This is a genomic window from Geodermatophilus tzadiensis, assembly GCF_003002915.1.
Taxonomy (GTDB): domain Bacteria; phylum Actinomycetota; class Actinomycetes; order Mycobacteriales; family Geodermatophilaceae; genus Geodermatophilus; species Geodermatophilus tzadiensis.
In genome coordinates, this window is the sequence record NZ_PVTG01000009.1 from 55,231 (window position 1) to 77,254 (window position 22,024).

The 22,024-nt window shown below is 75.4% G+C and carries 19 protein-coding genes; 12 read left to right on the forward strand and 7 right to left on the reverse strand.

All coding sequences use genetic code 11. The annotated features are described in order from the left end of the window. The first annotated feature begins 7 nt into the window (after nucleotides 1-7). Genes LY71_RS12815 through LY71_RS12830 form a run of 4 tightly spaced genes read left to right on the forward strand, consistent with a single transcriptional unit; the run spans nucleotide 8 to nucleotide 7,333 of the window. Nucleotides 8-1,528: an MFS transporter gene (locus tag LY71_RS12815; RefSeq protein WP_245887866.1), complete on the forward strand. Its 1,521-nt coding sequence runs from the start codon at nucleotides 8-10 to the stop codon at nucleotides 1,526-1,528. Continuing rightward, nucleotides 1,525-4,203 (forward strand): Na+/H+ antiporter NhaA, encoded by a 2,679-nt coding sequence (nhaA, locus tag LY71_RS12820; protein WP_170121341.1) that lies wholly within the window; start codon nucleotides 1,525-1,527, stop codon nucleotides 4,201-4,203. The genes LY71_RS12815 and nhaA overlap by 4 nt, the downstream gene beginning before the upstream one ends. Then, complete coding sequence (locus LY71_RS12825) at nucleotides 4,200-5,894, forward strand: NAD(P)/FAD-dependent oxidoreductase (RefSeq protein WP_106278069.1); 1,695 nt, start codon at nucleotides 4,200-4,202, stop codon at nucleotides 5,892-5,894. The genes nhaA and LY71_RS12825 overlap by 4 nt, the downstream gene beginning before the upstream one ends. Continuing rightward, nucleotides 5,891-7,333 carry an ATP-binding protein gene (locus LY71_RS12830; protein ID WP_245887867.1) on the forward strand — a complete coding sequence of 481 codons (1,443 nt, stop codon included), beginning with the start codon at nucleotides 5,891-5,893 and terminating at the stop codon, nucleotides 7,331-7,333. Before LY71_RS12825 ends, LY71_RS12830 begins: the two co-directional genes overlap by 4 nt. A gap of 8 nt (nucleotides 7,334-7,341) precedes the next feature. Here the strand turns inward: LY71_RS12830 and LY71_RS12835 are convergent, their stop codons facing one another. Further along, nucleotides 7,342-8,259, reverse strand: coding sequence for a LysR family transcriptional regulator (locus LY71_RS12835; protein WP_106278071.1), 918 nt, complete (start codon nucleotides 8,257-8,259; stop codon nucleotides 7,342-7,344). A gap of 62 nt (nucleotides 8,260-8,321) precedes the next feature. On the opposite strand from LY71_RS12835, the gene LY71_RS12840 reads away from it, so the two are divergent. Continuing rightward, complete coding sequence (locus LY71_RS12840; protein WP_106278073.1) at nucleotides 8,322-8,522, forward strand: hypothetical protein; 201 nt, start codon at nucleotides 8,322-8,324, stop codon at nucleotides 8,520-8,522. A gap of 13 nt (nucleotides 8,523-8,535) precedes the next feature. Here the strand turns inward: LY71_RS12840 and LY71_RS12845 are convergent, their stop codons facing one another. Together LY71_RS12845 and LY71_RS12850 are read right to left on the reverse strand one after the other, a co-directional pair. Beyond that, complete coding sequence (locus LY71_RS12845; protein ID WP_106278075.1) at nucleotides 8,536-9,384, reverse strand: SDR family oxidoreductase; 849 nt, start codon at nucleotides 9,382-9,384, stop codon at nucleotides 8,536-8,538. Beyond that, entirely contained in the window at nucleotides 9,381-10,010 is a 630-nt protein-coding gene (locus LY71_RS12850) for an NAD(P)-dependent oxidoreductase (RefSeq protein WP_106278077.1), read from the reverse strand. Before LY71_RS12850 ends, LY71_RS12845 begins: the two co-directional genes overlap by 4 nt. A 57-nt stretch (nucleotides 10,011-10,067) precedes the next feature. Between LY71_RS12850 and LY71_RS12855 the strand changes: the two genes are divergently transcribed. From LY71_RS12855 to LY71_RS12865, 3 genes are all read left to right on the forward strand, one after another. Further along, nucleotides 10,068-10,517, forward strand: a complete 450-nt coding sequence (locus tag LY71_RS12855; protein ID WP_106278079.1) for a MarR family winged helix-turn-helix transcriptional regulator — start codon at nucleotides 10,068-10,070, stop codon at nucleotides 10,515-10,517. Nucleotides 10,518-10,662: 145 nt separating this feature from the next. After that, nucleotides 10,663-12,096 carry an aldehyde dehydrogenase family protein gene (locus tag LY71_RS12860; protein WP_106278081.1) on the forward strand — a complete coding sequence of 478 codons (1,434 nt, stop codon included), beginning with the start codon at nucleotides 10,663-10,665 and terminating at the stop codon, nucleotides 12,094-12,096. Nucleotides 12,097-12,234: 138 nt separating this feature from the next. Then, entirely contained in the window at nucleotides 12,235-12,681 is a 447-nt protein-coding gene (locus LY71_RS12865) for an ester cyclase (protein ID WP_106278083.1), read from the forward strand. A 52-nt stretch (nucleotides 12,682-12,733) separates the two neighbouring features. On the opposite strand, the gene LY71_RS12870 is transcribed toward LY71_RS12865, so the two are convergent. The 4 genes from LY71_RS12870 to LY71_RS12885 are packed head-to-tail and all read right to left on the reverse strand — an operon-like array spanning nucleotide 12,734 to nucleotide 17,651. Beyond that, nucleotides 12,734-14,179: a gamma-aminobutyraldehyde dehydrogenase gene (locus LY71_RS12870; protein ID WP_106278085.1), complete on the reverse strand. Its 1,446-nt coding sequence runs from the start codon at nucleotides 14,177-14,179 to the stop codon at nucleotides 12,734-12,736. 40 nt (nucleotides 14,180-14,219) lie between these two features. After that, nucleotides 14,220-14,588: a hypothetical protein gene (locus tag LY71_RS12875; protein ID WP_211297318.1), complete on the reverse strand. Its 369-nt coding sequence runs from the start codon at nucleotides 14,586-14,588 to the stop codon at nucleotides 14,220-14,222. Further along, the gene (locus tag LY71_RS12880) at nucleotides 14,575-16,140 is read right to left on the reverse strand and encodes an FAD-binding oxidoreductase (protein WP_106278297.1); all 1,566 of its coding nucleotides are present in this window, start codon (nucleotides 16,138-16,140) and stop codon (nucleotides 14,575-14,577) included. Before LY71_RS12880 ends, LY71_RS12875 begins: the two co-directional genes overlap by 14 nt. Nucleotides 16,141-16,148: 8 nt before the next feature. Continuing rightward, entirely contained in the window at nucleotides 16,149-17,651 is a 1,503-nt protein-coding gene (locus tag LY71_RS12885; RefSeq protein WP_211297319.1) for a (Fe-S)-binding protein, read from the reverse strand. A gap of 129 nt (nucleotides 17,652-17,780) precedes the next feature. Here LY71_RS12885 and LY71_RS12890 point away from each other — a divergent pair, with 129 nt between their 5' ends. The 4 genes from LY71_RS12890 (at nucleotide 17,781) to LY71_RS12905 (ending at nucleotide 22,024) form a co-directional block, all read left to right on the forward strand. Continuing rightward, nucleotides 17,781-18,560 carry a FadR/GntR family transcriptional regulator gene (locus LY71_RS12890; RefSeq protein ID WP_170121342.1) on the forward strand — a complete coding sequence of 260 codons (780 nt, stop codon included), beginning with the start codon at nucleotides 17,781-17,783 and terminating at the stop codon, nucleotides 18,558-18,560. Then, the gene (locus LY71_RS12895; protein ID WP_106278089.1) at nucleotides 18,557-19,276 is read left to right on the forward strand and encodes a cache domain-containing protein; all 720 of its coding nucleotides are present in this window, start codon (nucleotides 18,557-18,559) and stop codon (nucleotides 19,274-19,276) included. Before LY71_RS12890 ends, LY71_RS12895 begins: the two co-directional genes overlap by 4 nt. Before the next feature lie 163 nt (nucleotides 19,277-19,439). Next, nucleotides 19,440-20,981 carry an APC family permease gene (locus tag LY71_RS12900; protein WP_211297320.1) on the forward strand — a complete coding sequence of 514 codons (1,542 nt, stop codon included), beginning with the start codon at nucleotides 19,440-19,442 and terminating at the stop codon, nucleotides 20,979-20,981. Then, the gene (locus LY71_RS12905; RefSeq protein WP_106278092.1) at nucleotides 20,978-22,024 is read left to right on the forward strand and encodes an LLM class flavin-dependent oxidoreductase; all 1,047 of its coding nucleotides are present in this window, start codon (nucleotides 20,978-20,980) and stop codon (nucleotides 22,022-22,024) included. Before LY71_RS12900 ends, LY71_RS12905 begins: the two co-directional genes overlap by 4 nt.

The window sequence follows — 22,024 nt, forward strand, 5'->3', positions numbered from 1 at the left end:
GGGTCCGGTGACGACGACGGACTCCGCGGGCCTGCGGATGCACACCCCGCAGGCCCGCTGGGTGCTGCTCACCACCGTCCTGGGCTCGGGCCTGGCCATGCTCGACGCGACGGTGGTCAACGTCGCCCTGGAGCGCATCGGCACCGACCTCGGGGCCGGGTTCACCGGGCTGCAGTGGACGGTCAACGCCTACACGCTGACCCTGGCCTCGCTGATCCTGCTCGGCGGCTCGCTGAGCGACCGCTTCGGCCGGCGCCGGGTCTTCGTCGTCGGGGTGACCTGGTTCGCCGCGGCCTCCCTGCTGTGCGGGCTGGCCCCCGACACCGGGACGCTCGTCGCCGCCCGCGCGCTGCAGGGCGTCGGCGCGGCGCTGCTCACCCCGGGCAGCCTGGCGATCATCTCGGCGTCCTTCTCCGGCGAGGACCGGGCGGCGGCGGTCGGCGCGTGGTCGGGCCTGGGCGGGGTCGCCGGCGCGGTGGGGCCCTTCCTGGGCGGCTGGCTGGTGGAGTGGAACTGGCGGGCGGTCTTCCTGCTCAACCTGCCGCTGGCCGTCGTCATCGTCCTCGTCGCCGCCCGGCACGTGCCCGAGACACGCGACCCGGACGCCGCGCCGCGGCTGGACTGGGCGGGCACCGTGCTGGCCGCGGCCGGCCTGGCGGCCCTCACCCACGCGCTGACGACGGCGGGCCGGCCCGGGCAGGGCGCCGTCGTCGCCGCCGGCACCGTCGGAGGGGTGCTGGCGCTCGCGGCGTTCGTCGCGGTGCAGCGCCGGTCGGCGCACCCGCTGGTGCCGCCGGCGCTGTTCGCGAGCTCCCGGTTCACCGCCGCCAACGCGGTGACCTTCCTCGTCTACGCCGCCCTCGGCGTGCTGTTCGTGCTGCTCGTCCTGCAGCTGCAGGTCGTGTCCGGGTTCAGCCCGCTCGCCGCCGGGACCGCGCTGCTGCCGGTCACCGCGCTGATGCTGCTGTTCTCCGCCCGGGTGGGCGCCCTGGCGCAGCGGATCGGCCCGCGGCCGCTGCTGACCGGTGGTCCGCTGCTGGCCGCCGCCGGGCTGCTGCTCATGCTGCGCATCGGTCCGGGGGCGTCCTACCGGGCCGACGTGCTGCCCGCCGCGGTGCTCTTCGGCGCCGGGCTGACCCTGCTGGTCGCGCCGCTGACCGCGACCGTGCTCGACTCCGCGGAGGCCCGCTTCGCCGGCGCCGCCTCCGGGGTGAACAACGCCGTCGCGCGGGCCGCCGGGCTGCTCGCGGTCGCCGCCGTACCCGCCGCGGCCGGGATCGGCGGCGACGACTACACCGACCCCGAGACCTTCGCCGACGGCTTCCGGGTCGCACTGCTCATCTGCGTCGGCCTGCTGCTCGCCGGTGCCGCCGTGGCCGCGACGACGCTGCACCGGCCGCTCGGCGACGTGCCCGCGCCCGCCGCAGCCGGGGAGGCGCGGCTCCGGGTCGAGGAGTGCCCGCACTGCGGCATCAGCGGGCCGCAGCTGCACCCGTCGCGGTCCGGCGCGGGGAGGGGTCCGCGGTGAGCACCGGCACGGGCGAGACGGCCGGCACGACCCGGTCCGGCGACCGGGGCGTGCTCGGGCGGCTGTCGCCGCTGCGGCGCTCGCTGCGCACCGAGGCCGGCGGCGCCGGGCTGCTGCTGGCGGCCACCGTCCTCGCACTCGTCTGGGCCAACTCGCCGATGGGCGAGGGGTACACGGCCTTCTGGCACACCGAGTTCGCCGTCCGGCTCGGCGGCACCGAGCTGGCCCTGGACCTGCAGCACTGGGTCAACGACGGCCTGATGGTGTTCTTCTTCTTCGTCGTCGGGCTGGAGATCAAGCGCGAGCTCGTCATCGGCGAGCTCACCGACCGGCGCCGGGCCGCGGTGCCGGCGCTGGCCGCCGTCACCGGGCTGGTGGTCCCGGCGCTGGTCTACGTGGCCTTCACCCTCGGCGACGAGGCGGCGTCGGCGTGGGGGGTGGTCATCTCCACCGACACCGCGTTCCTGCTCGGCGTGCTCGCCCTGGTGGGGCCGGCCTGCCCCGCGCAGCTGCGGCTGTTCCTGCTGACCCTCGCCATCGCCGACGACGTCGGCGCGCTCACCGTGATCGCGCTCTTCTACACCGAGGACCTGCGGCTGACGCCCCTCGGCCTGGCCGTCCTGGGCCTGGCGCTGATGATCGGCCTGCGCCACCTCAACGTGTGGCGGGGCCCGGCCTACCTGGTGCTCGGTCTCGGGGTGTGGGTGGCCATGCATGAGTCGGGCGTGCACCCCACCCTGGCCGGGGTCGTCATCGCGCTGTTCACCCCCGCCTACGCGGCCCGGCGCGACGAGGTCGCCGACGCCGCGCGGCTGGTGCGGGCCTACCAGCAGTCACCCAACCCGCAGTTCGCCCGGGCGGCGCGGTTGTCGATCGACCGGTCGGTGTCGGCCGGCGAGCGGCTGCAGCAGCTGTGGCAGCCGTGGACCAGCTTCGTGATCGTGCCGGTGTTCGCCCTGGCCAACGCCGGTGTGCCGCTCACCGGGGAGACCCTGCGCGCCGCGGCGTCCTCGCCGGTGACGCTCGGCGTGGTGGCCGGGCTGGTGCTCGGCAAGCTCGCCGGCATCCTGCTCGGCACCGGCCTGGCGGTCCGGCTGGGGCTCGGCCGGCTCGCCCCGGGGCTCACCCCGGCGCAGCTGGCCGGCGGCGCCGCGCTGTCGGGCATCGGCTTCACCATCTCGCTGTTCATCGTCGACCTCGCCTTCGACGACGCCGAGCAGCGGGCGGCCGACCAGGCGCGGGTCGGCGTCCTGGCCGCCTCGGTGCTGGCCGCGCTGCTCGGCTGGGCGCTGTTCCGCCTCGCCGACCGCCGCCGTCCCGCCGGCACCGGCCGGCCGGTGCTGCTCGACCCGCCCGTCGACCCCGACCGCGACCACGTGCGGGGACCGGTCGACGCGCCGCTCACCCTCGTCGAGTACGGCGACTTCGAGTGCCCGTTCTGCGGCCGGGCCACCGGCGCGGTCGACGAGCTCCGGGAGCGGTTCGGCGACCGGCTGCGCTACGTGTTCCGGCACGTGCCGCTGGCCGACGTGCACCCGCACGCCCGGCTGGCCGCGGAGGCCGCCGAGGCCGCCGCCGCCCAGGGCCGCTTCTGGGAGCTGCACGACCGGCTCTTCGCCGAGCAGGACCGGCTCACCCCCGGCGACCTGCTCGAGCACGCCGCCGCGGTCGGCCTCGACGTGGTGCGCTTCTCCCGCGACCTCGGCTCCGGCCGGTACGCCCGGCGGGTGCAGCAGGACGTCGAGTCGGCCGAGGCCAGCGGGGTCGAGGGCACGCCCACCTTCTTCGTCGGCGACCGCCGGCACGCCGGGCCCTACGACGCCGACTCGCTGGCCGCCGCGCTGCTCGAGGCCGCGGGCGGGGACGGCGCGCTGCCGGCACCCCGCGAGGAGCCCGGGACCCCGGTGCTGCCGGCGCTGGGCCCGCGGCGCCGCGACCCGGAGACCGCCCCGGGGACCGCGCCGGTCCCGCTGCCGGCCGACCTCGAGGAGACGCCCGACCGCGACGGCGCCTTCCCGCGGCTGCTCGACGAGCAGCTGGCCCTCCTCGAGCGGCACGGCACCCGCCGCACCTGGGCGCCGGGGGAGACGCTGTTCCGGGAGGGCGATCCCGGCTACGACCTGCAGGTGGTGCTGTCGGGCCTGGTGGCCGTGGTCGAGCACCACGGCCACCCCGACCAGCGGGTCGTCTCCGTGCACGGCGCGCGGCGCTTCCTCGGCGAGCTCGACCTCTTCAGCGACCGCCCGGTGTTCCTCACCGCCGTCGTGCTGCAGCCGGCCGAGGTGGTCACCGTCCCCGACGCGCAGGCGCGGCTGGTCTTCGCCGAGGACCGCGCGCTCAAGGAGACGGTGCTGCGCGCCTTCCTCATCCGCCGCTCGATGCTGCTGGCGCTGGCCGCCGACGTGCGGATCGTGACGAGCGGCCCGTCACCGGAGACCGACCGGCTGCGGCGGTCCGCCGAGGAGCGGGGCCTGAGCGCCGTCGTCGTCGACGTGGAGGCGGAGGACGACGTCGCCGCGCTGCTCGCCGGCCTCGACGTCACCGAGGAGGACCTGCCCGTGGTCGTGTGGCGCTCCGAACGGGTGCTGCGCCGCCCCACCCCCGCCGAGCTCGCCGCGCTCGACGACGCGCCGGACGGCGCGCCGCGCGAGCCGGCCGTCCAGGAGGGCCCGTGACCGAGACCGCCGACGTCCCCGGCCGGGCCGGCCGCCCGGGCCGCCCGGTGCTGCTGACCGTCGACGACGACCCCAACGTCTCCCGTGCCGTCGCCCGCGACCTGCGCCGCCGCTACGGGGAGGACCACCGGATCGTCCGGGCCTCCTCGGGCGAGGAGGGGCTGGCCGCGCTGCGCGAGCTGACGCTGCGCGGAGAGCCGGTCGCCGTGCTGCTGGCCGACTACCGGATGCCGCGGATGAACGGCATCGAGTTCCTCGAGCAGGCGATGGACCTCGTGCCCCGTGCCCGGCGGGCGCTGCTCACCGCCTACGCCGACACCGACGCCGCGATCCAGGCGATCAACCTCGTCGACGTCGACCACTACCTGCTCAAGCCCTGGGACCCGCCGGAGGAGAAGCTCTACCCGGTCGTCGACGCCATGGTCGAGACCTGGCGGGCCAGCCCCGACACCGCCGTCCAGGACGTCCGCCTGGTCGGGCACCGGTGGTCGGCGCCGTCGTTCGCCGCCCGCGACTTCCTCGCCCGCAACGCCGTGCCCTACCGCTGGTACAGCGTCGACGAGCCCGAGGGGCGGCGGCTGCTGGCCGCGGCAGGCGCCGGCCCCGACGACGTCCCGGTGGTCGTGCCGCCCGACGGGCAGCCGGTGCTCAGCCCCACCGAGGCCCAGCTGGCCGCCGCCGTCGGGCTCACCGTCGAGCCCAGCACCGACTTCTACGACCTCGTCGTGGTCGGTGGCGGCCCGGCCGGGCTGGGCGCGGCGGTCTACGGCGCCTCCGAGGGGCTGCGCACGGTGCTCGTCGAGCGGCAGGCCACCGGCGGGCAGGCCGGGCAGAGCAGCCGGATCGAGAACTACCTCGGCTTCCCCGACGGCGTCTCCGGCGGTCAGCTCGCCGACCGGGCGCGCCGCCAGGCCGGCCGCTTCGGCGCGGAGGTGCTCACCACCCGGGACGTGAGCGCGCTGGAGGCCCGCGGCTCGGCGCGGGTGGTGCACTTCGCCGACGGCGGCAGCATCGCCGCCCACGCGGTCGTGCTGGCCACCGGCGTCTCCTACCGGCAGCTCGACGCCGAGGGCGCCGGGGCGCTGACCGGCCGCGGCGTCTACTACGGCTCGGCGCTCACCGAGGCGGCCGCCTGCGCCGGGCAGCACGTGTACGTCGTCGGCGGCGCCAACTCCGCCGGCCAGTCCGCCGTCTTCTTCGCCCGGCACGCCAGCTGCGTGACCCTGCTGGTGCGCGGGCCGTCGCTGGAGGCGTCGATGTCGCACTACCTCATCGAGCAGCTCGCGCAGCTGCCCAACGTCGTCGTCCGCACCGGGACCACGGTCGCGGCCACCCGGGGCGGCGAGCACCTCGAGGAGCTCGAGCTGCGCGACCGCACCGGCCGGGTGGACACCGTCCCGGCCAACCACCTGTTCGTCTTCATCGGCGCCGCGCCCCGCACGGACTGGCTCGACGGCGTCCTCGCCCGCGACGAGCGGGGCTTCGTGGCCACCGGCCCGGACCTGCTCGTCGACGGGCAGCGGCCCGCCGGCTGGCCGCTGCAGCGCGACCCGTACTTCCTGGAGTCCAGCGTCCCCGGGGTGTTCGTCGCCGGTGACGTGCGCGCCCAGTCGGTCAAGCGGGTGGCCTCGGCCGTCGGCGAGGGCGCGATGGCCGTCACGCTCGTGCACCGGTACCTGGAGGAGCGGTGACCGCGACACCCCCCGACGCCCCCGCCCGCCTGGTACCGGACCGGCTGCGGGAGCTGTTCCTCTTCGCCGACCTCGACGAGGCCCAGCTGGACTGGGTGGCACGGGCCGGCCGGGTCGAGTCCTTCCCCGCGGGCAGCGACGTCTCGGTGGAGGGCGAGCCGGCGGAGTGCTTCCACGTGCTGCTGTCGGGGACGCTGCGCATGGTGCGGCGGGTCGGCCGCGACGAGGTCGAGACCGTGCGGTCGGACACGCCGGGGGTCTACAGCGGGGCGGTGCAGTTCTACCTCGGCGACCAGGTCGACCAGGTGTACCCGGCCACGGTCCGGGCGGTCACCGACTGCTCCTTCCTGGCGCTGCCCGCGGCCGAGTTCGCCGCGGTGTTCCGCCGCTGGTACCCGATGGCCGTGCACCTGCTCCAGGGACTGTTCCTGGGCACCCGGAACTCCGAGGAGCTGGTCGGCCAGCGGGAGCGGCTGCTGGCGCTGGGCAAGCTGACCGCCGGCCTGACCCACGAGCTGAACAACCCGGCGGCCGCGGCGTCGCGGGCCACCGCGGCGCTGGGCGAGCGGGTGGCCGGGATGCGGCACAAGCTGGCCCTGCTCGCCGAGGGCCGGGTCGACGGCGAGCAGCTGCGCCGGCTGACCGACCTGCAGGAGCGCTTCGTCGACCGGATCGGCACCACCGGCGAGCTCGACGCGCTCGAGCGGGCCGACCGGGAGGACGAGCTCGGCGACTGGCTCGACGACCGCGGCATCGACCGGCCGTGGGACCTCGCCGCGGTGTTCGTGCCGGCCGGGCTGGATCCCGAGTGCCTGGAGGAGGTGGCCGGCGCCGTCGGGGAGGACTTCCTCGAGCCGGCGCTGCGCTGGCTGGCCTACACGGTGGAGACCGAGACGCTGCTGCGCGAGGTCGCCGAGAGCACCCGGCGCATCTCGCACCTGGTCGACGCCGCCCGGCAGTACTCGCAGCTCGACCGCACCCCGCACCAGCCCGCCGACCTGCACGAGGGCCTCGACGCGACCCTCGTCGTCCTCGGCGCGAAGATCGGCCCGGGCATCCGGGTGGTCAAGGACTACGACCGGGACCTGCCGCGGGTGCCGGCCTACGCCGCCGAGCTCAACCAGGTGTGGACCAACCTCATCGACAACGCGCTCGCCGCGATGGAGGGGCGGGGCACGCTGACCCTGCGCACCGCGGTGGACGGCGACTCGGCGCTGGTCGAGGTGGCCGACACCGGCCCGGGCATCCCGGAGGAGCTGCGGCGGCGGGTGTTCGAGCCGTTCTTCACCACCAAGCCGGTGGGGGAGGGCACCGGGCTGGGCCTCGACGTCGCCTGGCGCGTGGTCACCGTCCGGCACGGCGGGGTGATCACGGTCCGCTCGCAGCCGGGGGACACCCGCTTCCAGGTGCGGCTGCCGCTCGCCGGGAGGGACGGGTGACCGTGCGGTCAGGCGGCGCCCGGGCCGACCGCCGACGCCGCGGCGGCCGCCGCCGTGCAGCTGAGCACGAAGTCCTGCACCGGCGCGCGGCTGTCGCCCTCCCGCCAGACGACGGCCAGGTGGGCCGGCGCCAGGCCCCGCACCGGCCGGACGACGAACTCCGGGCGGCGGTAGATCTCCGCGTTGCCGCCGCTGATCAGCGCCACCCCCAGGCCGCGGCCGAGCGCCTCGACCACCTCCTCGGGGCCGTGCACCACGGAGGCGACCCGCGCCGGGCGCCCGCCGCGCGCGTCCTCGCCGAGCCAGAAGGACCGCAGCGGACCGGCCGACTCGGGGATGGCGAGGAACGGCTCGTCGACCAGGTCCTCGACGGTCACCTCGGCGCGCGCGGTGAGCCGGTGGTCGACCGGCAGGGCGACCAGCCGCGGCTCGGTGAACAGCACCCGGTGCCGCAGCCCCGCGTCGCCGGGGAGGGGCAGCCAGCAGAACGCGACGTCGGCGTCGCCGTCGGCCAGGCCCACCGTGGCGTCGCCGAAGCCGACCTGGCGCAGCTCCACGCGCACCCCGGGGTGGCGCTCCTGGAAGGCGCGGGTCGCCGCCGGCAGCAGGCCCCGCCCGACGCTGATCGACAGCCCCACGACCAGGACGGTCGACCGGGCGGCCACGGCCTCGGCGACGGCCGCCTGCGCCTCGTCCCAGGCGGCCACGACGCGGCGCGCGTGGTCCTGCAGCAGCCGGCCGGCCGCGGTCAGCGCCACCCCGCCCGGCCCGCGGACGAACAGCGGGGTCCGCAGCGTCCGCTCCAGCGCCCGGATCTGCCGGCTCAGCGCCGGCTGGGAGAGGAACAGGCGCTGCGCGGCACGCGTGAAGTGCAGCTCGTCGGCGACCGCCAGGAAGGAGCGGAGGTCGCGCACGTGCACGTCCACGGGGCATGGCTACCACCGCGGACGCCCGGTGTGCAGGGCCCGGCCCCGGTGGGCGGCGCGCGGTGAGCGGCTGGGTGCTCGCGGCCCTCGTCTGGGCGGCGGTCGCGCTGGTCGCCGGCGTCGTCGTCGGCCGGGCCGTGCGGGTCGGCGACTCGCGCGAGGGGACGGACGCCTCGGACGGCGCGCGGCCCGCCCGCGGCCGGCGGGCCCGCCGGGGCCCGGCCGCCGTCCGCGCCCCGGTCGACCCGCGCCGTCCCGGCTGACCGCGCCGACCGCTCACCGCCAGGCGTCGGCGTGCTCCTCGACGAACCGGCGCAGCGTCGTCGGCGAGCGGCCGAGCAGGCGGCCCAGGTCGCCGGTGGTGCGGCTGGCCAGCCCCAGCCGGGTGACCGTGTAGAGGACGGTCATGACGGCGGCCAGCGCGCCCGGGGTGCCGGTGCACCGGGCCCGCCGGAGGAAGGCGAGGGCGCCGGGGTGCCGGTAGACGACCGGGCGGCCCAGCACGGCCGACAGCGTGGCCGCGACCTCCGACCACGTGGGCGCCTCCGACCCGGTCAGCTCGTAGGCCCGGCGCTCGTGACCGGGCCCGGTCAGCGCCTGCACCGCGACCTCGGCGAGGTCGCCGACGTCGACGACGGCGGTGCGCCCCTCCCCGGCCGGCACGGTGATCTCCGAGCGGTCACGGATCTCCGCCCGGTGCACGGTGAGCAGGTTGGACAGGAAGTAGGCCGGGCGCAGGTGCGTCCAGGCCAGGCCCGTCGCCTCCACCCGCCGCTCGAGCGCCCGGTGGGGGAGCAGCGGGTTGCGGCCGGCCGCCTGCACCGAGAGCACCACGACGTGCTCCACCCCGGCGGCCACGACGGCGTCCAGGAACGGCTGCAGCCGGGAGGCCCGCGCCACGTCGGGCGGGCGCAGCAGGAACAGCCGCGAGACCCCGGCGAGGGCCGCGGGCCAGGTCGCGGCGTCCTCCAGGTCCAGGCGGGTCACCGGCACCCCGGCGGGCAGCAGCGCGGCCGCCCGGTGCAGGTCCCGGGCGCCGGCGCGCAGATCGGCGCCCACCGCGACCAGCCGGCGCACCACCGCGCTGCCGACCGTGCCCGTGGCGCCGGCGACGAGGACGGTCACCGGCCCTCCGCGACGACGAACGGGGCCGCGTGCAGCCACTCCCGGCCCTCGGCGAGCTCGACCATCGCCAGCGCGACGTCGGCCTTGCTCACCGCCGCCGCGCGCAGGCCCGGCGCGGCGTCGGTGAGTCGGTAGCGCCCGGTCCCGGGCCGGTCGACGAGCCGGGGCGGGCGCACCTGGGTCCAGTCCAGCGGGGAGGCGGCCAGGACGGCGTGCTCGCCCTCCTTGTCGACGACCAGGTCGCGGGCCAGCCGGTGGGTGAGCCCGGAGACGAGGCGGGCCCCGGCGCCCTTGCGGTCGCCGGGCAGGTCCGCGCCGGCGCCGGAGACCCCCACGAAGCGGCGCACCCCCGCCCCGGTCATCGCGGCCACCAGCAGCGGCAGCGCCGCCCGGCCGACGTCGCCGCCCGACCGGCGGGTCACGCCGACGCACCACAGGACGGCGTCCGCCCCGGCCACGGCCCGCGCCGGCAGCCCGGCGTCCCGGACGTCGCCGGCCAGCTCCTCCGCCGTCCCCTCGCCGGCCGGGGTGCGGGCCACCGCGAGCACCGCGTGCCCGCGCTCCCCGGCCAGCCGCACCGCGGCGCGGCCCACCCCGCCGGCCGCACCGAGCACCACCACGCGCATCGTCCGCTCCCTCGTCGTCAGGTTCCCTGACGCCAGGGTGTCAGGTAACCTGACGACGTGTCGAGCGGAGGACCGCCCCTGGCCGCCCTGCTGCTGATGGCCAGCCGGCAGCTCGACGCGGCGGCCCGCGAGGAGCTCGCCGCGCGCGGCTGGCCGCGGCTGTCGGGGGCGCAGTCGCTGGTGTTCGCCTTCCTCGACCCCGACGGCACGCCGCCGGCCGAGCTGGCCCGCCGGCTGGGCAGCTCCCGCCAGGCCGCCCAGGACCTCCTCGCCGGGCTGGTCCGTCTGGGACTGCTCGAGGTGGTCGCCGACCCGGCGCGCCGCCGGGGCCGGCTGGTGCGCCTCACCGGCTCGGGTCGCGACCTGGCCGCCGACGCCGGCGCCGTCCTGGCCGGCCTGGAGGCGGGGCTGGGGGAGCGGGCGGTCCAGCTGCGCCGCCTGCTCACCGCGCCGCTCGACCTGCCGGCGCCCGCACCGGCCGACGTGTCCCGCCACGAGGCCGGCTGAGCGCAGGGCCCGGCCGTCGGGCGCGGCCGGCCGTCGGGTGCCAGGACGGCGTCCCGGCAGGTGTCAGGTGGACGGAGCGGAGCCTCGTCTCCGGCCGTGCCGTCCGCGACGCTCGGGGCCGGTTCCCACTCCCGAGGAGGCGCGCATGTCCACCCCCTACTGGGTCGCCGGCCGGCCGGCCACCGGCACCGAGGTGCTCGAGGTCCGCTCGCCGCACGACGGCGCCCTCGCCGGCGCGACGACCACCGCCACGGACGAGGACGTCGAGGCCGCCGTCGCCGCCGCCGACCGGGTGCGCGCGGAGCTCGCCGCGACCCCCGCGCACGTGCGCGCCGCCGCCCTCGACTCCGTCTCCCGCCGGCTGGCCGAGCGCAGCGAGGAGGTCGCGGCGCTGATCACCGCCGAGTCGGGCAAGCCGCTGAAGTGGGCCCGGCTCGAGGTCGCCCGCGCGGTGTCGACGTTCCGCTGGGGGGCGGAGGAGGCGCGGCGCTGGTCGGGCAGCCTGCAGCGGCTGGACACCGACCCGGCCGCCTCCGGCCGCCTGGCCCTGGTCCGGCGGGTGCCGCGCGGCCCGGTGCTGGGCATCGCGCCGTTCAACTTCCCGCTCAACCTGGTCGCCCACAAGGTCGCCCCGGCGATCGCCGTCGGCGCGCCGATCGTGCTCAAGCCCGCCCCCGCCACGCCGCTGACGGCGCTGCTGCTCGGCGAGCTGCTGGCCGAGACCGACCTGCCGGCCGGCGCCTGGTCGGTGCTGCCGGTGCCCAACGAGGTCGCCGCGTCGCTCGTGCAGGACCCCCGGCTGCCGGTCGTCTCCTTCACCGGCTCGGTGCCGGTCGGCTGGTCGATCCGCGAGTCGGCGCCGCGCAAGCACGTCACCCTGGAGCTGGGCGGCAACGCGGCGGCCGTCGTGGCCCCGGACCAGGACGACGCGGCGCTGGACTGGGCCGCCTCGCGCATCGCCACCTTCGCGATGTACCAGGCCGGGCAGTCGTGCATCTCGGTGCAGCGGGTGTTCGCCCACCGCGCCGTCGCCGAGGCGCTGACCACCCGGGTGGTCGAGGCCGTGGGCAAGCTGGTCACCGGCGACCCCACCGACGACGCCACCGACGTCGGCCCGCTGATCGACGAGACCGCCGCCCGCCGGGTGGAGAGCTGGGTGGACGAGGCGGTGGCCGCGGGCGCCCGCGTGCTCACCGGCGGCAGCCGCGACGGCGCCTCCTACGCGCCGACCGTGCTCACCGACGTCCCGGCCGGTGCGAAGGTGTCGCGCGAGGAGGTGTTCGGACCGGTCGTCGTCCTGGACACCGTCGACTCGGTGGACGAGGCGTTCGCGCGGGTCAACGACAGCCGCTTCGGGCTGCAGGCCGGCGTGTTCACCCGCGACCTGCAGGTGGCCTTCCGCGCCGCGCAGGTGCTCGAGGTCGGCGGCGTGGTCGTCGGCGACGTGCCGAGCTTCCGCGCCGACCAGATGCCCTACGGCGGGGTGAAGGACTCCGGCACCGGCCGCGAGGGCGTGCACGCGGCGATGGAGGACCTCACCGAGGAGCGGGTCCTGGTGCTCACCGGCATCGCGGTCTGAGGGCGGACCCCGTCCGCCGAGTGGGCAGTCGTCGCCGCCGGTGACGGCGTGCCGCCGCGTGTCGGCGGCGACGACTGCGCTCTCGGCGCCGCGCCGTCGGCACTGGTGGCCCTCCTCCGAGCGGGCCACCCTGGACCGGTGGCCGCTCCCACCACCTTCGACGTCCAGCGTCTCCTGCGGCTGTGGACCGAGCCGCTGCCGGACGGGCCCGCCGCGGAGGAGGCCTTCCGCGCGGTCTACACCGACCCGGTCACCGTCAACGGCCGGGCGCTGACCGCCGCCGACCTGGTGGCCCGCGCCCGCGCCGTCCAGGGGACCTTCGAGGAGGTCGGGCGGGAGGTGGTCGCGGTCGTCGAGGACGGCGACCGGGTGGCCCTCGCCTTCCGGATGGGCGGCCGGCAGGTCGGCCCGTACGAGACGTCGGCCGGACCGCTGCCGCCGACCGGCCGGGACCTGCAGCTGCGCGTCATCGACGTGCTCACGCTCACCGACGGCCGGATCAGCGACATCTGGATGGTCGCCGACGAGCTCGGTGCCCTCGCCGCCCTCGACGCCGTCCGCCTGGTCGCCCCGACGACGCGCTGAGCGCCCCCTCCCGCGCGGGGAGGGGGCGCTCGGCGCATCCTCGAGCGGCCGGTCAGCTGTCGATGTTGGCCATGACGTGCTTGACGCGGGTGTAGTCCTCCAGGCCGTAGAGCGAGAGGTCCTTGCCGTAGCCGGAGTGCTTGAACCCGCCGTGCGGCATCTCGGCGACCAGCGGGATGTGGGTGTTGATCCACACGCAGCCGAAGTCCAGCCGCTTGCTCATCCGCATCGCGCGGCCGAAGTCCTTCGTCCACACGCTGGAGGCCAGCCCCAGGTCCACGCCGTTGGCCCAGCGCACCGCCTCGTCCTCGTCGGTGAAGCGCTGCACGGAGATGACCGGGCCGAACACCTCCCGCTGCACCATCTCGTCGTCCTGCCGCAGGCCCGCGACGACGGTCGGCTCGACGAAGAAGCCGCGGTCGCCCTGGCGGCGGCCGCCCGCGGTGACCTCGGCGTGGCCGGGCAGCCGGTCGAGGAAGCCGGTGACGTGGGCCAGCTGGTTGGCGTTGTTCACCGGCGGCACCAGGGCGTCGGCGTCGTCGGCGCCCTTCTCGTAGGTGGTGGCCGTGGCGCGGGCCTGCTCGGTGAGCGCGGCGACGAAGTCGTCGTGGATGCCCGGGCCGGCCAGCACGCGGGAGGCGGCCGTGCAGTCCTGCCCCGCGTTGAAGTAGCCGGCGACGGCGATCGCCTCGGCGGCGGCCTCGAGGTCGGCGTCGTCGAAGACCACCACCGGCGCCTTGCCGCCGAGCTCGAGGTGCACCCGCTTGACGTCCCTGGCCGCGGCGCCGGCGACCTCCATGCCGGCCCGCACCGACCCGGTGATGGCCACCAGCTGCGGCGTCGGGTGCTCGACCAGGGCGCGGCCGGTGTCGCGGTCGCCGCAGACCACGTTGAGCACGCCGGCCGGGAAGGCCTCCGCGGCCAGCTCGGCCAGCCGCAGCGTGCTCACCGGGGTGGTGTCCGACGGCTTGAGGACGACGGTGTTGCCCGCGGCGAGGGCCGGGGCGATCTTCCAGACCGCCATCATCATCGGGTAGTTCCACGGCGTGACCTGCCCGACGACGCCGATCGGCTCGCGCCGGATCCACGAGGTGTGCCCGGCCAGGTACTCGGTCGCGGCCTTGCCCTCCAGCGTCCGGGCGGCGCCGGCGAAGAACCGGATCTGGTCGACCATCGGGGGGATCTCCTCCGAGGCGGTCAGCCCGGTCGGCTTGCCGGTGTTGCGGCTCTCCAGCGCCACCAGCTCGTCGCCGTGCTCCTCGACCAGGTCGGCCAGGCGCAGCAGCGCCCGCTGCCGCTCCGACGGCGTGGTGTCCCGCCAGGTCTCGAAGGCGTCGGCGGCGACCCGGTAGGCGCGGTCGACGTCCTCGGCGCCCGACACCGGCGCGGAGGCGAACACCTCTCCGGTGGAGGGGTCCACCAGGTCCATCCGGCGGCCGTCGGTGACGTCGACGTGCTCGCCGCCGACGAAGTTGCGCAGCTCGAGCTTCTCGCTCACCGCAGGTCCCTCTCGTTCGACAGTGGTGCTGATCCGGTGGTCATCGTGCCCCGAGACCGTCGGTAGATCCAGTACCGGGGGCCGGTTCTTGCGGATTCCGCACTCCGGCCTCCGCCTCGACCTCCGCCAGGAGCTCCGATCCGGTCACCACCCGCTCCGCGAAGTGCCGGTGCATCCACGCCAGGTGGTCGTGCCGGCTGCGCATGATCCGCAGCGTGTCCCAGTTGGGGAACACCTGCTGCAGCACGTGCTCCTGCATCAGCCGCGGATCGACCTCGTAGACGTGCTCGAAGGTCGTCTGCGCCACCTCGCTCGCCCGCAGCGGGGCCGGCGGGGTGTGCTGTTCGGCGAAGCGGTAGGGGGCCGTGGCCGCCGGGCCGGTGGGCTGGGGCTGGTCATCGGTTCTCATCGGTCGTGTCCCTCCCGTAGGCCCGGTCGAGCAGGTACTTGCCCGGGTTCATCACGTTGTTGGGGTCCAGCGCCCGCTTCACCTCGAGCATCACGTCGAAGCCCTTGCCCAGCTCCTGCGGCAGCAGGTCGACCTCGCCCTCGCGGCAGGACCCGTGGCAGGCGCTCATCGAGCCGCCGTGCGCGATCGCCACCGCGGCGATGTCCCGCTTGGCCTGCACCCAGGCCGCCCAGGCGGCGTCGTCGAGGCGCTGCTCCCAGATGCCGACGTCGATCTCGGTCAGGTAGTCGACCCCGGTGCTGGCCGACGTGTAGGCGAACATGCCCCAGTCGTCGAAGACGTCGGTCTTGCGCCGCAGGTCGGCCAGGATCTCGTGCCAGGCCCGGCTGACCGCCGGCACGTTCGAGAAGTTGACCGCGGCGTCCTCGCAGTGCCACGACATCGGGATGACCTGGCCGTCCTTGGTCCGGCCGTGCAGCGGGGTGGCGTAGCGGTCGTGCCGCGCGGCCCAGTCGCCCTCGGAGATCTCGTCGCCCAGGTAGCGGGCACCGTGCTCCTTGGCGATCCGGAACAGCCGCCTGCCGCCGGCCCGGACCTCGTCCTCGTAGCCGTAGGCGACCGCGCAGACGAGGGCGCGGACGTCGGTGGGCTGGGGGATGTAGGCCTCGTCGTCGCGGCGCAGGTAGGCGACCTTGTGCTCGTCGAAGAGCACCGCGCCGGCGAAGGTGGCGATCCCCGCCCGGGCCAGGGCGCCGGTGCAGGCGTGCGCGGCGGCGTAGTCGTCGAACGCCCAGAACGGCGACAGCTCGGCCTCGGGCTTGGGGAACAGCTTCAGCGTCGCCTTCGTCGCGATGCCGAGCGTGCCCTGGTGCCCCATGAACAGGTGCTTGAGCTGGTAGCCGCTGGAGCTCTTGCTGATCTTCCGGCCGATCCCGTCGCCGACGTGCAGCACCTCGCCGGTGGGCAGCACGTGGTCGAAGCTCAGCACCAGGTCGCGGGTGTGCCCGTAGCGGGAGCCGATCAGCGACCAGCCGCTGGTGCCGATCCGCCCGCCGACCAGCGAGCACGGGTAGGACGCCGGGTCGTCGGGGTAGAACAGCCCGTGCTGGGCCAGCCGCTCGTTGAGCTTCATCATGCTGATGCCCGTGCCGACGGTGACCGTGCGGTTGACCAGGTCCAGCTCGTGGATCTGGTTCATCCTCTTGACGTCGACGACGATGCCGCGCCGCATGGGCACCGCGCCGTCGGTCAGGCCGGTGCCGCCGTCGCGCGGGACGACGGGCACGCGCAGCTCGTTGGCGACCTTGACCACCGCGGCCACCTGCTCGGTGGAGGTGGGCAGGACGACCACGTCGGGGACGCGCTCGGACCAGCGGTGCACGGGGAAGGGCGCCGGCACCCGGGCCCGGTTGTAGCGGTCGGTCTTGGCCAGCAGGATCTGGTCGTCGCCCAGGATCGGCCGCAGCGCGGCGACCAGCTGGTTGAGCCGGTCCTCGCTGAGCGGCTCGCGGCTGAACGGCTCGGTGCCGATCGTGGGCGTGGGCTCGGTCATCGTCATGGTCAGTGCCCTCCGCACCCGCAGCCGCCGGAACCGTTGCCGGACCCACTGCCGCACCCGCCGCCGCAGCCGCCGCCCCCGCAGCCGCCGCGGGAGCTGCCGTGTGCCCGCCGGGCCCGGCCGGGGACGCCGGTGCGCTCCTGGGCCAGCCGGCGGTCGCCGACGTCGCCGCGGGAGCCGCCGACGGTGATGCCGAGCGACTGGGCGAACAGCTCGTGCAGGTCGACGACGTCGATGTCCTGCGCGTCACCGGCCTCCGACAGCGGCCGCTCCGACCACGGGCAGGCGCTGACGAGCGTGTCGACGTCGAGCTCGGCGGCCCGCTCCAGGCGCATCGCGCTGATCTTTGCGGTGAGCTCAGGCTTCTCGATGGGCAGGCCGCCACCGCCGCCGGAGCAGTAGGACCACTGGGTCACCCGGTCGACGTCCTCGAAGTGCAGGCCGGGGATGGCCCGCAGCAGCTCGCGCGGCTCCTGCCAGATCCCCTTGCGCTTGTTGAGGCGACACGGGTCGTGGTAGGTGATCGCCCGGTCCACCGGCACCGACGGGGTGAGCCGGCCCTCGCGCAGCAGCTGCGCCAGGACCTCGATGACGAGGACGACCTCGATGTCGAACTCCTCGCCGAAGTACTTCGGGTAGTCCTCGGTGAAGCTGATGTAGTCGTGCGGGTCGAGGACGAGCAGCCGCTTGGTGCCCGTGGCCCGCCAGTTGTCCAGGTTGTGCCGGGCGAAGCGCTGCGCCTGCTCGGCGTAGCCCATCTCGGCGGCCGGGCCGCCGCAGCACCACTGCTCGCCCATCAGGCCGAACTCGTAGCCGGCCATCTGCAGCATCTGCGCCACCGCGCGCGGCACCGAGGTCCGGTAGAAGGCGGCCTCGCAGTCGACGAACAGGACGGTCTCGCCGCCGATCGGGATGTCGAGGCCCTCGGCCCAGTCGCGCACCTTCTCCTGGCTGACCGGCGTCTCGCCCAGCACCGGCTCGTGCGTGCGCAGGTCGGTGCGCTCGTTCCAGATCTGCCAGCTGGGCTGGTGGACGCCGCTCTCGACCGCCAGCGACCGCACCGCCTTGACGACGTCGACCGTGCGGGTGCGGAACCGGTAGAAGTCGCCGGTGAACAGCGTGTTCGGACAGCGCAGCTCGCAGGCGCCGCACTGGGTGCAGTTGACGTAGTCGGCCGCGATGTCGGCGATCTCGAGCTCGCCGCGCTCCATGGCGACGACGTTGGCGTGGAACGCCGTCGGGGTCCACGACTCGTTGCGCTCCACCTGGGTGACCGGGCAGACCTCGCGGCAGAACTTGTGGCCCGAGGAGAAGCAGTTGTACGAGGTGTTGCGCCACTGCTCGACGAACGCGGCCGTCTTCGGGTCGGCGACCGGCGGGGGCACCGGCCCGGCGAGGGTCTCCGGGAAGTCCGCGAGCTCGGGCGGGTTGGACGGGGCCCCCGGGGTGAACGGCTCCGACAGGGCGTCCGCCCCGGGCGCCCGCTCGGGCTGGACCTGGGTCACTGCGTGCTCCTCGTCACAGGGTGGCTGGGGTCCGGGTCACGCTAACGGCTAAAACCTATGGAATCAACGGTTAACGCTCCGCGCTCCGGGTGGGACACTCCCCGCAGGAGCCGGTCACGGGAGGCGACGGTGCAACTGCTCAGCGGTGACGCCCGGCGGGCGGTCTTCGCGCCGCTCGACGACGGTGCGCTGCGCAGCGAGGCCGTCGTCCGCCGGGTCGGCAGTGCCATCGCCCTCGGCCTGCTCGGGGACGGCGAGCAGCTGCCCACCGAGACCGACCTGGCGACGATGCTGCGGGTCTCCACGGTCACCCTGCGGGAGGCGCTGGCCGAGCTGCGCAAGCTCGGGCTGGTCGAGACGCGCCGCGGCCGGGGCGGTGGCAGCTTCGCGCGGGCGCGGGAGGACGTGCTCGGCGAGCTCGCCGACGCCCGTCTGGCCGAGCTGGGGACCACGGACCTGCGCGAGCTCGGCGACGTGCACGGCGCGCTCGCGGCGGCCGCGGCCCGGCTCGCCGCGTCCCGGGCCTCCCGGACCGAGATCGCCCGGCTGCGCGACATCGTCGACCGGCTGGCCGAGGCCGGGACGGTGACCGGCCAGCGCCGTACCGACGGCCGGTGGTACGTCGAGCTGGCCGCCTGCGCCCAGTCGGTGCGCCTGACCATGCAGGAGATGGACCTGCACCTGGAGCTCGGCCAGCTGCCGTGGCCGCCGGCGCACGCCCCGGGACTGCTCGACGTCATCGTCGCCGGCCACCGGGCCGTCGTCGACGCCATCGAGGACCGTGACGCGGCCCGGGCGCGGGCCCTGGCCGAGGCGCACATCGAGACCCGCACGCTCTGGGCGATCGAGCTGCGGCTGCAGCGGCTCGGCGGCGCCGGCGCAGTGGTCGCCCAGCGGGACGTGTCGTGAGCCGTCCCGGGGCCGGCGAGCTCGCCCGCGTCGGAGCGGCGGTCACCGGCGTCGTGGAGCGGGTCTTCGCCACGGTCGCCCGCGTGCACGACGCGGCGCTGCGCTCGGTCGAGCGCGAGGGTCTGCTGGCCGGCCGGGCGGTGCTCCCGACGGCGGTCCGCGAGCTGCTGCACGAGCCCGGGCAGCTGGCCGTCGGGCTGGGCCTGGTCGTGGCACCGCGGCCGGCGGAGGGACTGCCGCTGCGGCTGGAGTGGTGGCAGGTCGACACCGAGCGCGGGGACCTGCGGACGCTCGAGCCCGACCTGCGGCCGAGCAGCCTCGGCTACTACGACTACACGGCCACCGAGTGGTTCGACGTCCCGCGGCGCACGGGGCAGCGGCACGTCGTCGGCCCGTTCGTCGACGTCCACGGCACCGGGCGCTACGTGCTCACGCTGACCGCGCCCGTCGTGGCCGGCGGGCAGTTCGTCGGCGTGGCTGGCGCCGACGTCCCGGTGCGCCGGTTCGAGACCCACCTGCTGGAGGCGCTCGGGTCGCTCCCCGCGCCCTTCGTCCTGCTCAACGACGAGGAGCGGGTGGTCCTCTCGACCGCCCCGCGCTTCCTCGTCGGCAGCCTGCTGCCACCCGACACCGGGACGCCCGGGGAGGGCACCCCGGTCGCCGGGGCGCCCTGGCGGCTGCTGATGGTGCGCGACGGGCACCGCCTCGCCGGCTGAGCCCGGGGCGGCTCCGCTCGCCGACCGCCACCCGATCGGGACGAGAAGACGGCGTGCGGTGTCTTGTCCTGTGACCTATGGCTCTATAGGTTTTCGCCCGACCTTGTGGCCTGGGGCACAGCGACGTCCGTCGCCCGCCCCGCCACCGAGCCGAGGAGACCCGGTGACACCACCCGGAACGCACGCCGGCGGCACCGCCGACGACGCCCAGCTCGCTGCACTGGGCTACACCGGCCAGTTCGAGCGCAGCATGGGCCTGTGGGCCAACATGGCCCTGGGCTTCACGTACCTGTCCCCGCTGGTGGGTGTGTACTCCCTGTTCGCCTACAGCCTCTCCATCGGCGGGCCCCCGGCGATCTGGTGGATCGTCATCGTCGGCGTCGGCCAGCTGCTGGTGGCGCTGGTCTTCGGCGAGGTGGTCTCCCAGTACCCGCTGGCCGGCGGCATCTACCCGTGGACGCGGCGGCTGTGGAACCGGCGCTACGCCTGGATCGTCTCGTGGGTCTACATCTGGGCGATCATCGTCACCGTCACCGCCGTGGCCGAGTTCGGCGGTGGCTTCGTCGCCGCGCTGTTCGGCATCGAGGCCAGCCCCGGCGTGGCGCTGGCGACCGCGGTGGGGCTGCTCGTCCTCGCCTTCGGCATCAACTACAGCGGCACCCGCACGCTGGCCCGCATCGCGAAGATCGGCCTGGCCGCGGAGCTCGTCGGTGTCGTCGCGCTGGGCCTCTACCTGCTGCTGTTCCGGCGGGAGCAGCCGTTCTCGATCTTCTTCGACACCCTCGGTGCCGGCGGCGGCGGGGCGTACGCGGGCACCTTCCTGGCCGCGGCGCTGTCCGGGCTGTTCCTCTTCTACGGCTTCGAGGCCTGCGGTGACGTCGCCGAGGAGGTCGCCGACCCGACCCGCCGCATCCCGCGGGCGATGGTCCTGACCATCCTGGTCGGCGGGGTGTCGGGCCTCCTCTCCTACGCCGGCTACGTGCTGGCCGCCCCGGACGCCCAGCTGCAGGCGATCATGGCCGGCGAGGACGTCGACCCGATCCCGAGCATCCTGGAGAGCGCGCTGGGCACCGTCGGGTCGAAGGTCTTCCTCGTCGTCACCGTCGTCGCCTTCGTCTCCTGCGTGCTGTCCCTGCAGGCCGCCGGCAGCCGGCTGCTCTACGCCTTCGCCCGCGACCGGATGCTGCCGGCGAGCGGGTGGCTGTCCCACGTCTCCGCACGGCACGCCGTCCCCACGAACGCGCTGCTCGTGGTGTGCGTGGTGCCGGTGCTGATCTGCCTGTTCGTCTTCTGGCAGCCCGACTCCCTGGCCCGGGTCACCGCGTTCGCGGTCCTCGGCATCTACATCGCCTTCCAGGCGGTCGTCCTGGCCGCGCTGCGGCAACGGCTCAAGGGCTGGCGGCCGGCGGGCCTGTGGAACCTCGGCCCGGCCGGCCTGGTGGTCAACGTGCTCGCGCTGGCCTACGGCGTGTTCGCCATCGTGCTGCTGCTCAAGCCGGCCCCGGGCACCGAGACCCTCCTCGACCGCTGGATCGTCGCCATCGGCCTGGCCGTCGTCGCCGGGAGCGGGTTGCTCTACCTGTTCCTCGCCCGGCCGGACCGCCACTCCGCACACGTCCCCGAGGGCGACGCCCGCGAGGTCGCAGCACAGCTCCAGCAGATCCGGCGGAGTGCCGGTGTCCGGGTGAGTGAGGAGATCCGATGAAGTTCAGCTACGCGATGCTGCCCGACTACTCCCTCGAGGAGTGCCTGCGGGCGATCCGGCTGGCCGACGAGCTCGGCTTCCACGCCGTGTACGCCGCCGACGAGACCTGGCACAAGGACCTGTGGCTGCTCTTCGCCGCCGCGGCCGCCCAGACCTCGCGGATCCGGATGGGGCCGAGCGTGTCGCCGGTGACCCTCCGGGAGCCCACGCTGATCGCGCAGGCCGCGGCCACCCTCGACGAGCTCACCGGGGGACGGGCGGAGGTCGTGCTGTCCAGCGGCAACTTCGGGCTGCTGGCGCAGTACAAGCTGGACTGGACGAAGACCAAGCCGCTGTCGCGGGTCGTCGAGGCGGTCCACGTCGTCCGCACCCTGCTCGACGACGGGGCGATCACCTACGACGGCGAGTTCTTCCGCTACGACGGGCTGTTCACCTTCGCCCGGCCGGTGCAGGAGCGGCTGCCGGTCAAGATGGGCGCGATGCGGGGCCCGAAGTCGTTCGAGGCCGCCGCGGAGCACTCCGACGGCTGCCACCACGCGCTCAGCTACAGCCGGGAGGCCTACGAGTACGCCGCCGAGCACCTGCGGATCGGCGCCGAGCGGGCCGGCAAGGACTGGACGACGCTGGACTTCGGCGCCTGGGTGGTCGTCGCCGTGGGCCGGGACTCCGCGGCCGCGAAGGACGCCGCCCGCAGCATGGTCGGCATCTACGCCTCCTCCATGCCGGCCGAGCAGCTGGAGCGGCACGGGGTGGACGCGGCGGAGCTGAAGCCGATCGTCGACGCCATCGCCGCCGGTGACCTCGCGCGGGGCATCGAGCTGACCTCCCCGGAGCTCACCGAGAAGCTGTCGTTCTCCGGGACGCCGGAGGAGGTGACGGCGAAGATCAAGGAGATCGAGCCGACCGGCGTCAACCACCTGATCGCCGCGATCACCGACGCCTCGATCGTCAGGACCTTCACCGGGCGCGAGCTGCCCGGGGTGGCGTCGGTGGAGGAGCAGCTGCAGCTGATCCACGACGAGGTCATGCCCGCCTTCGCCTGA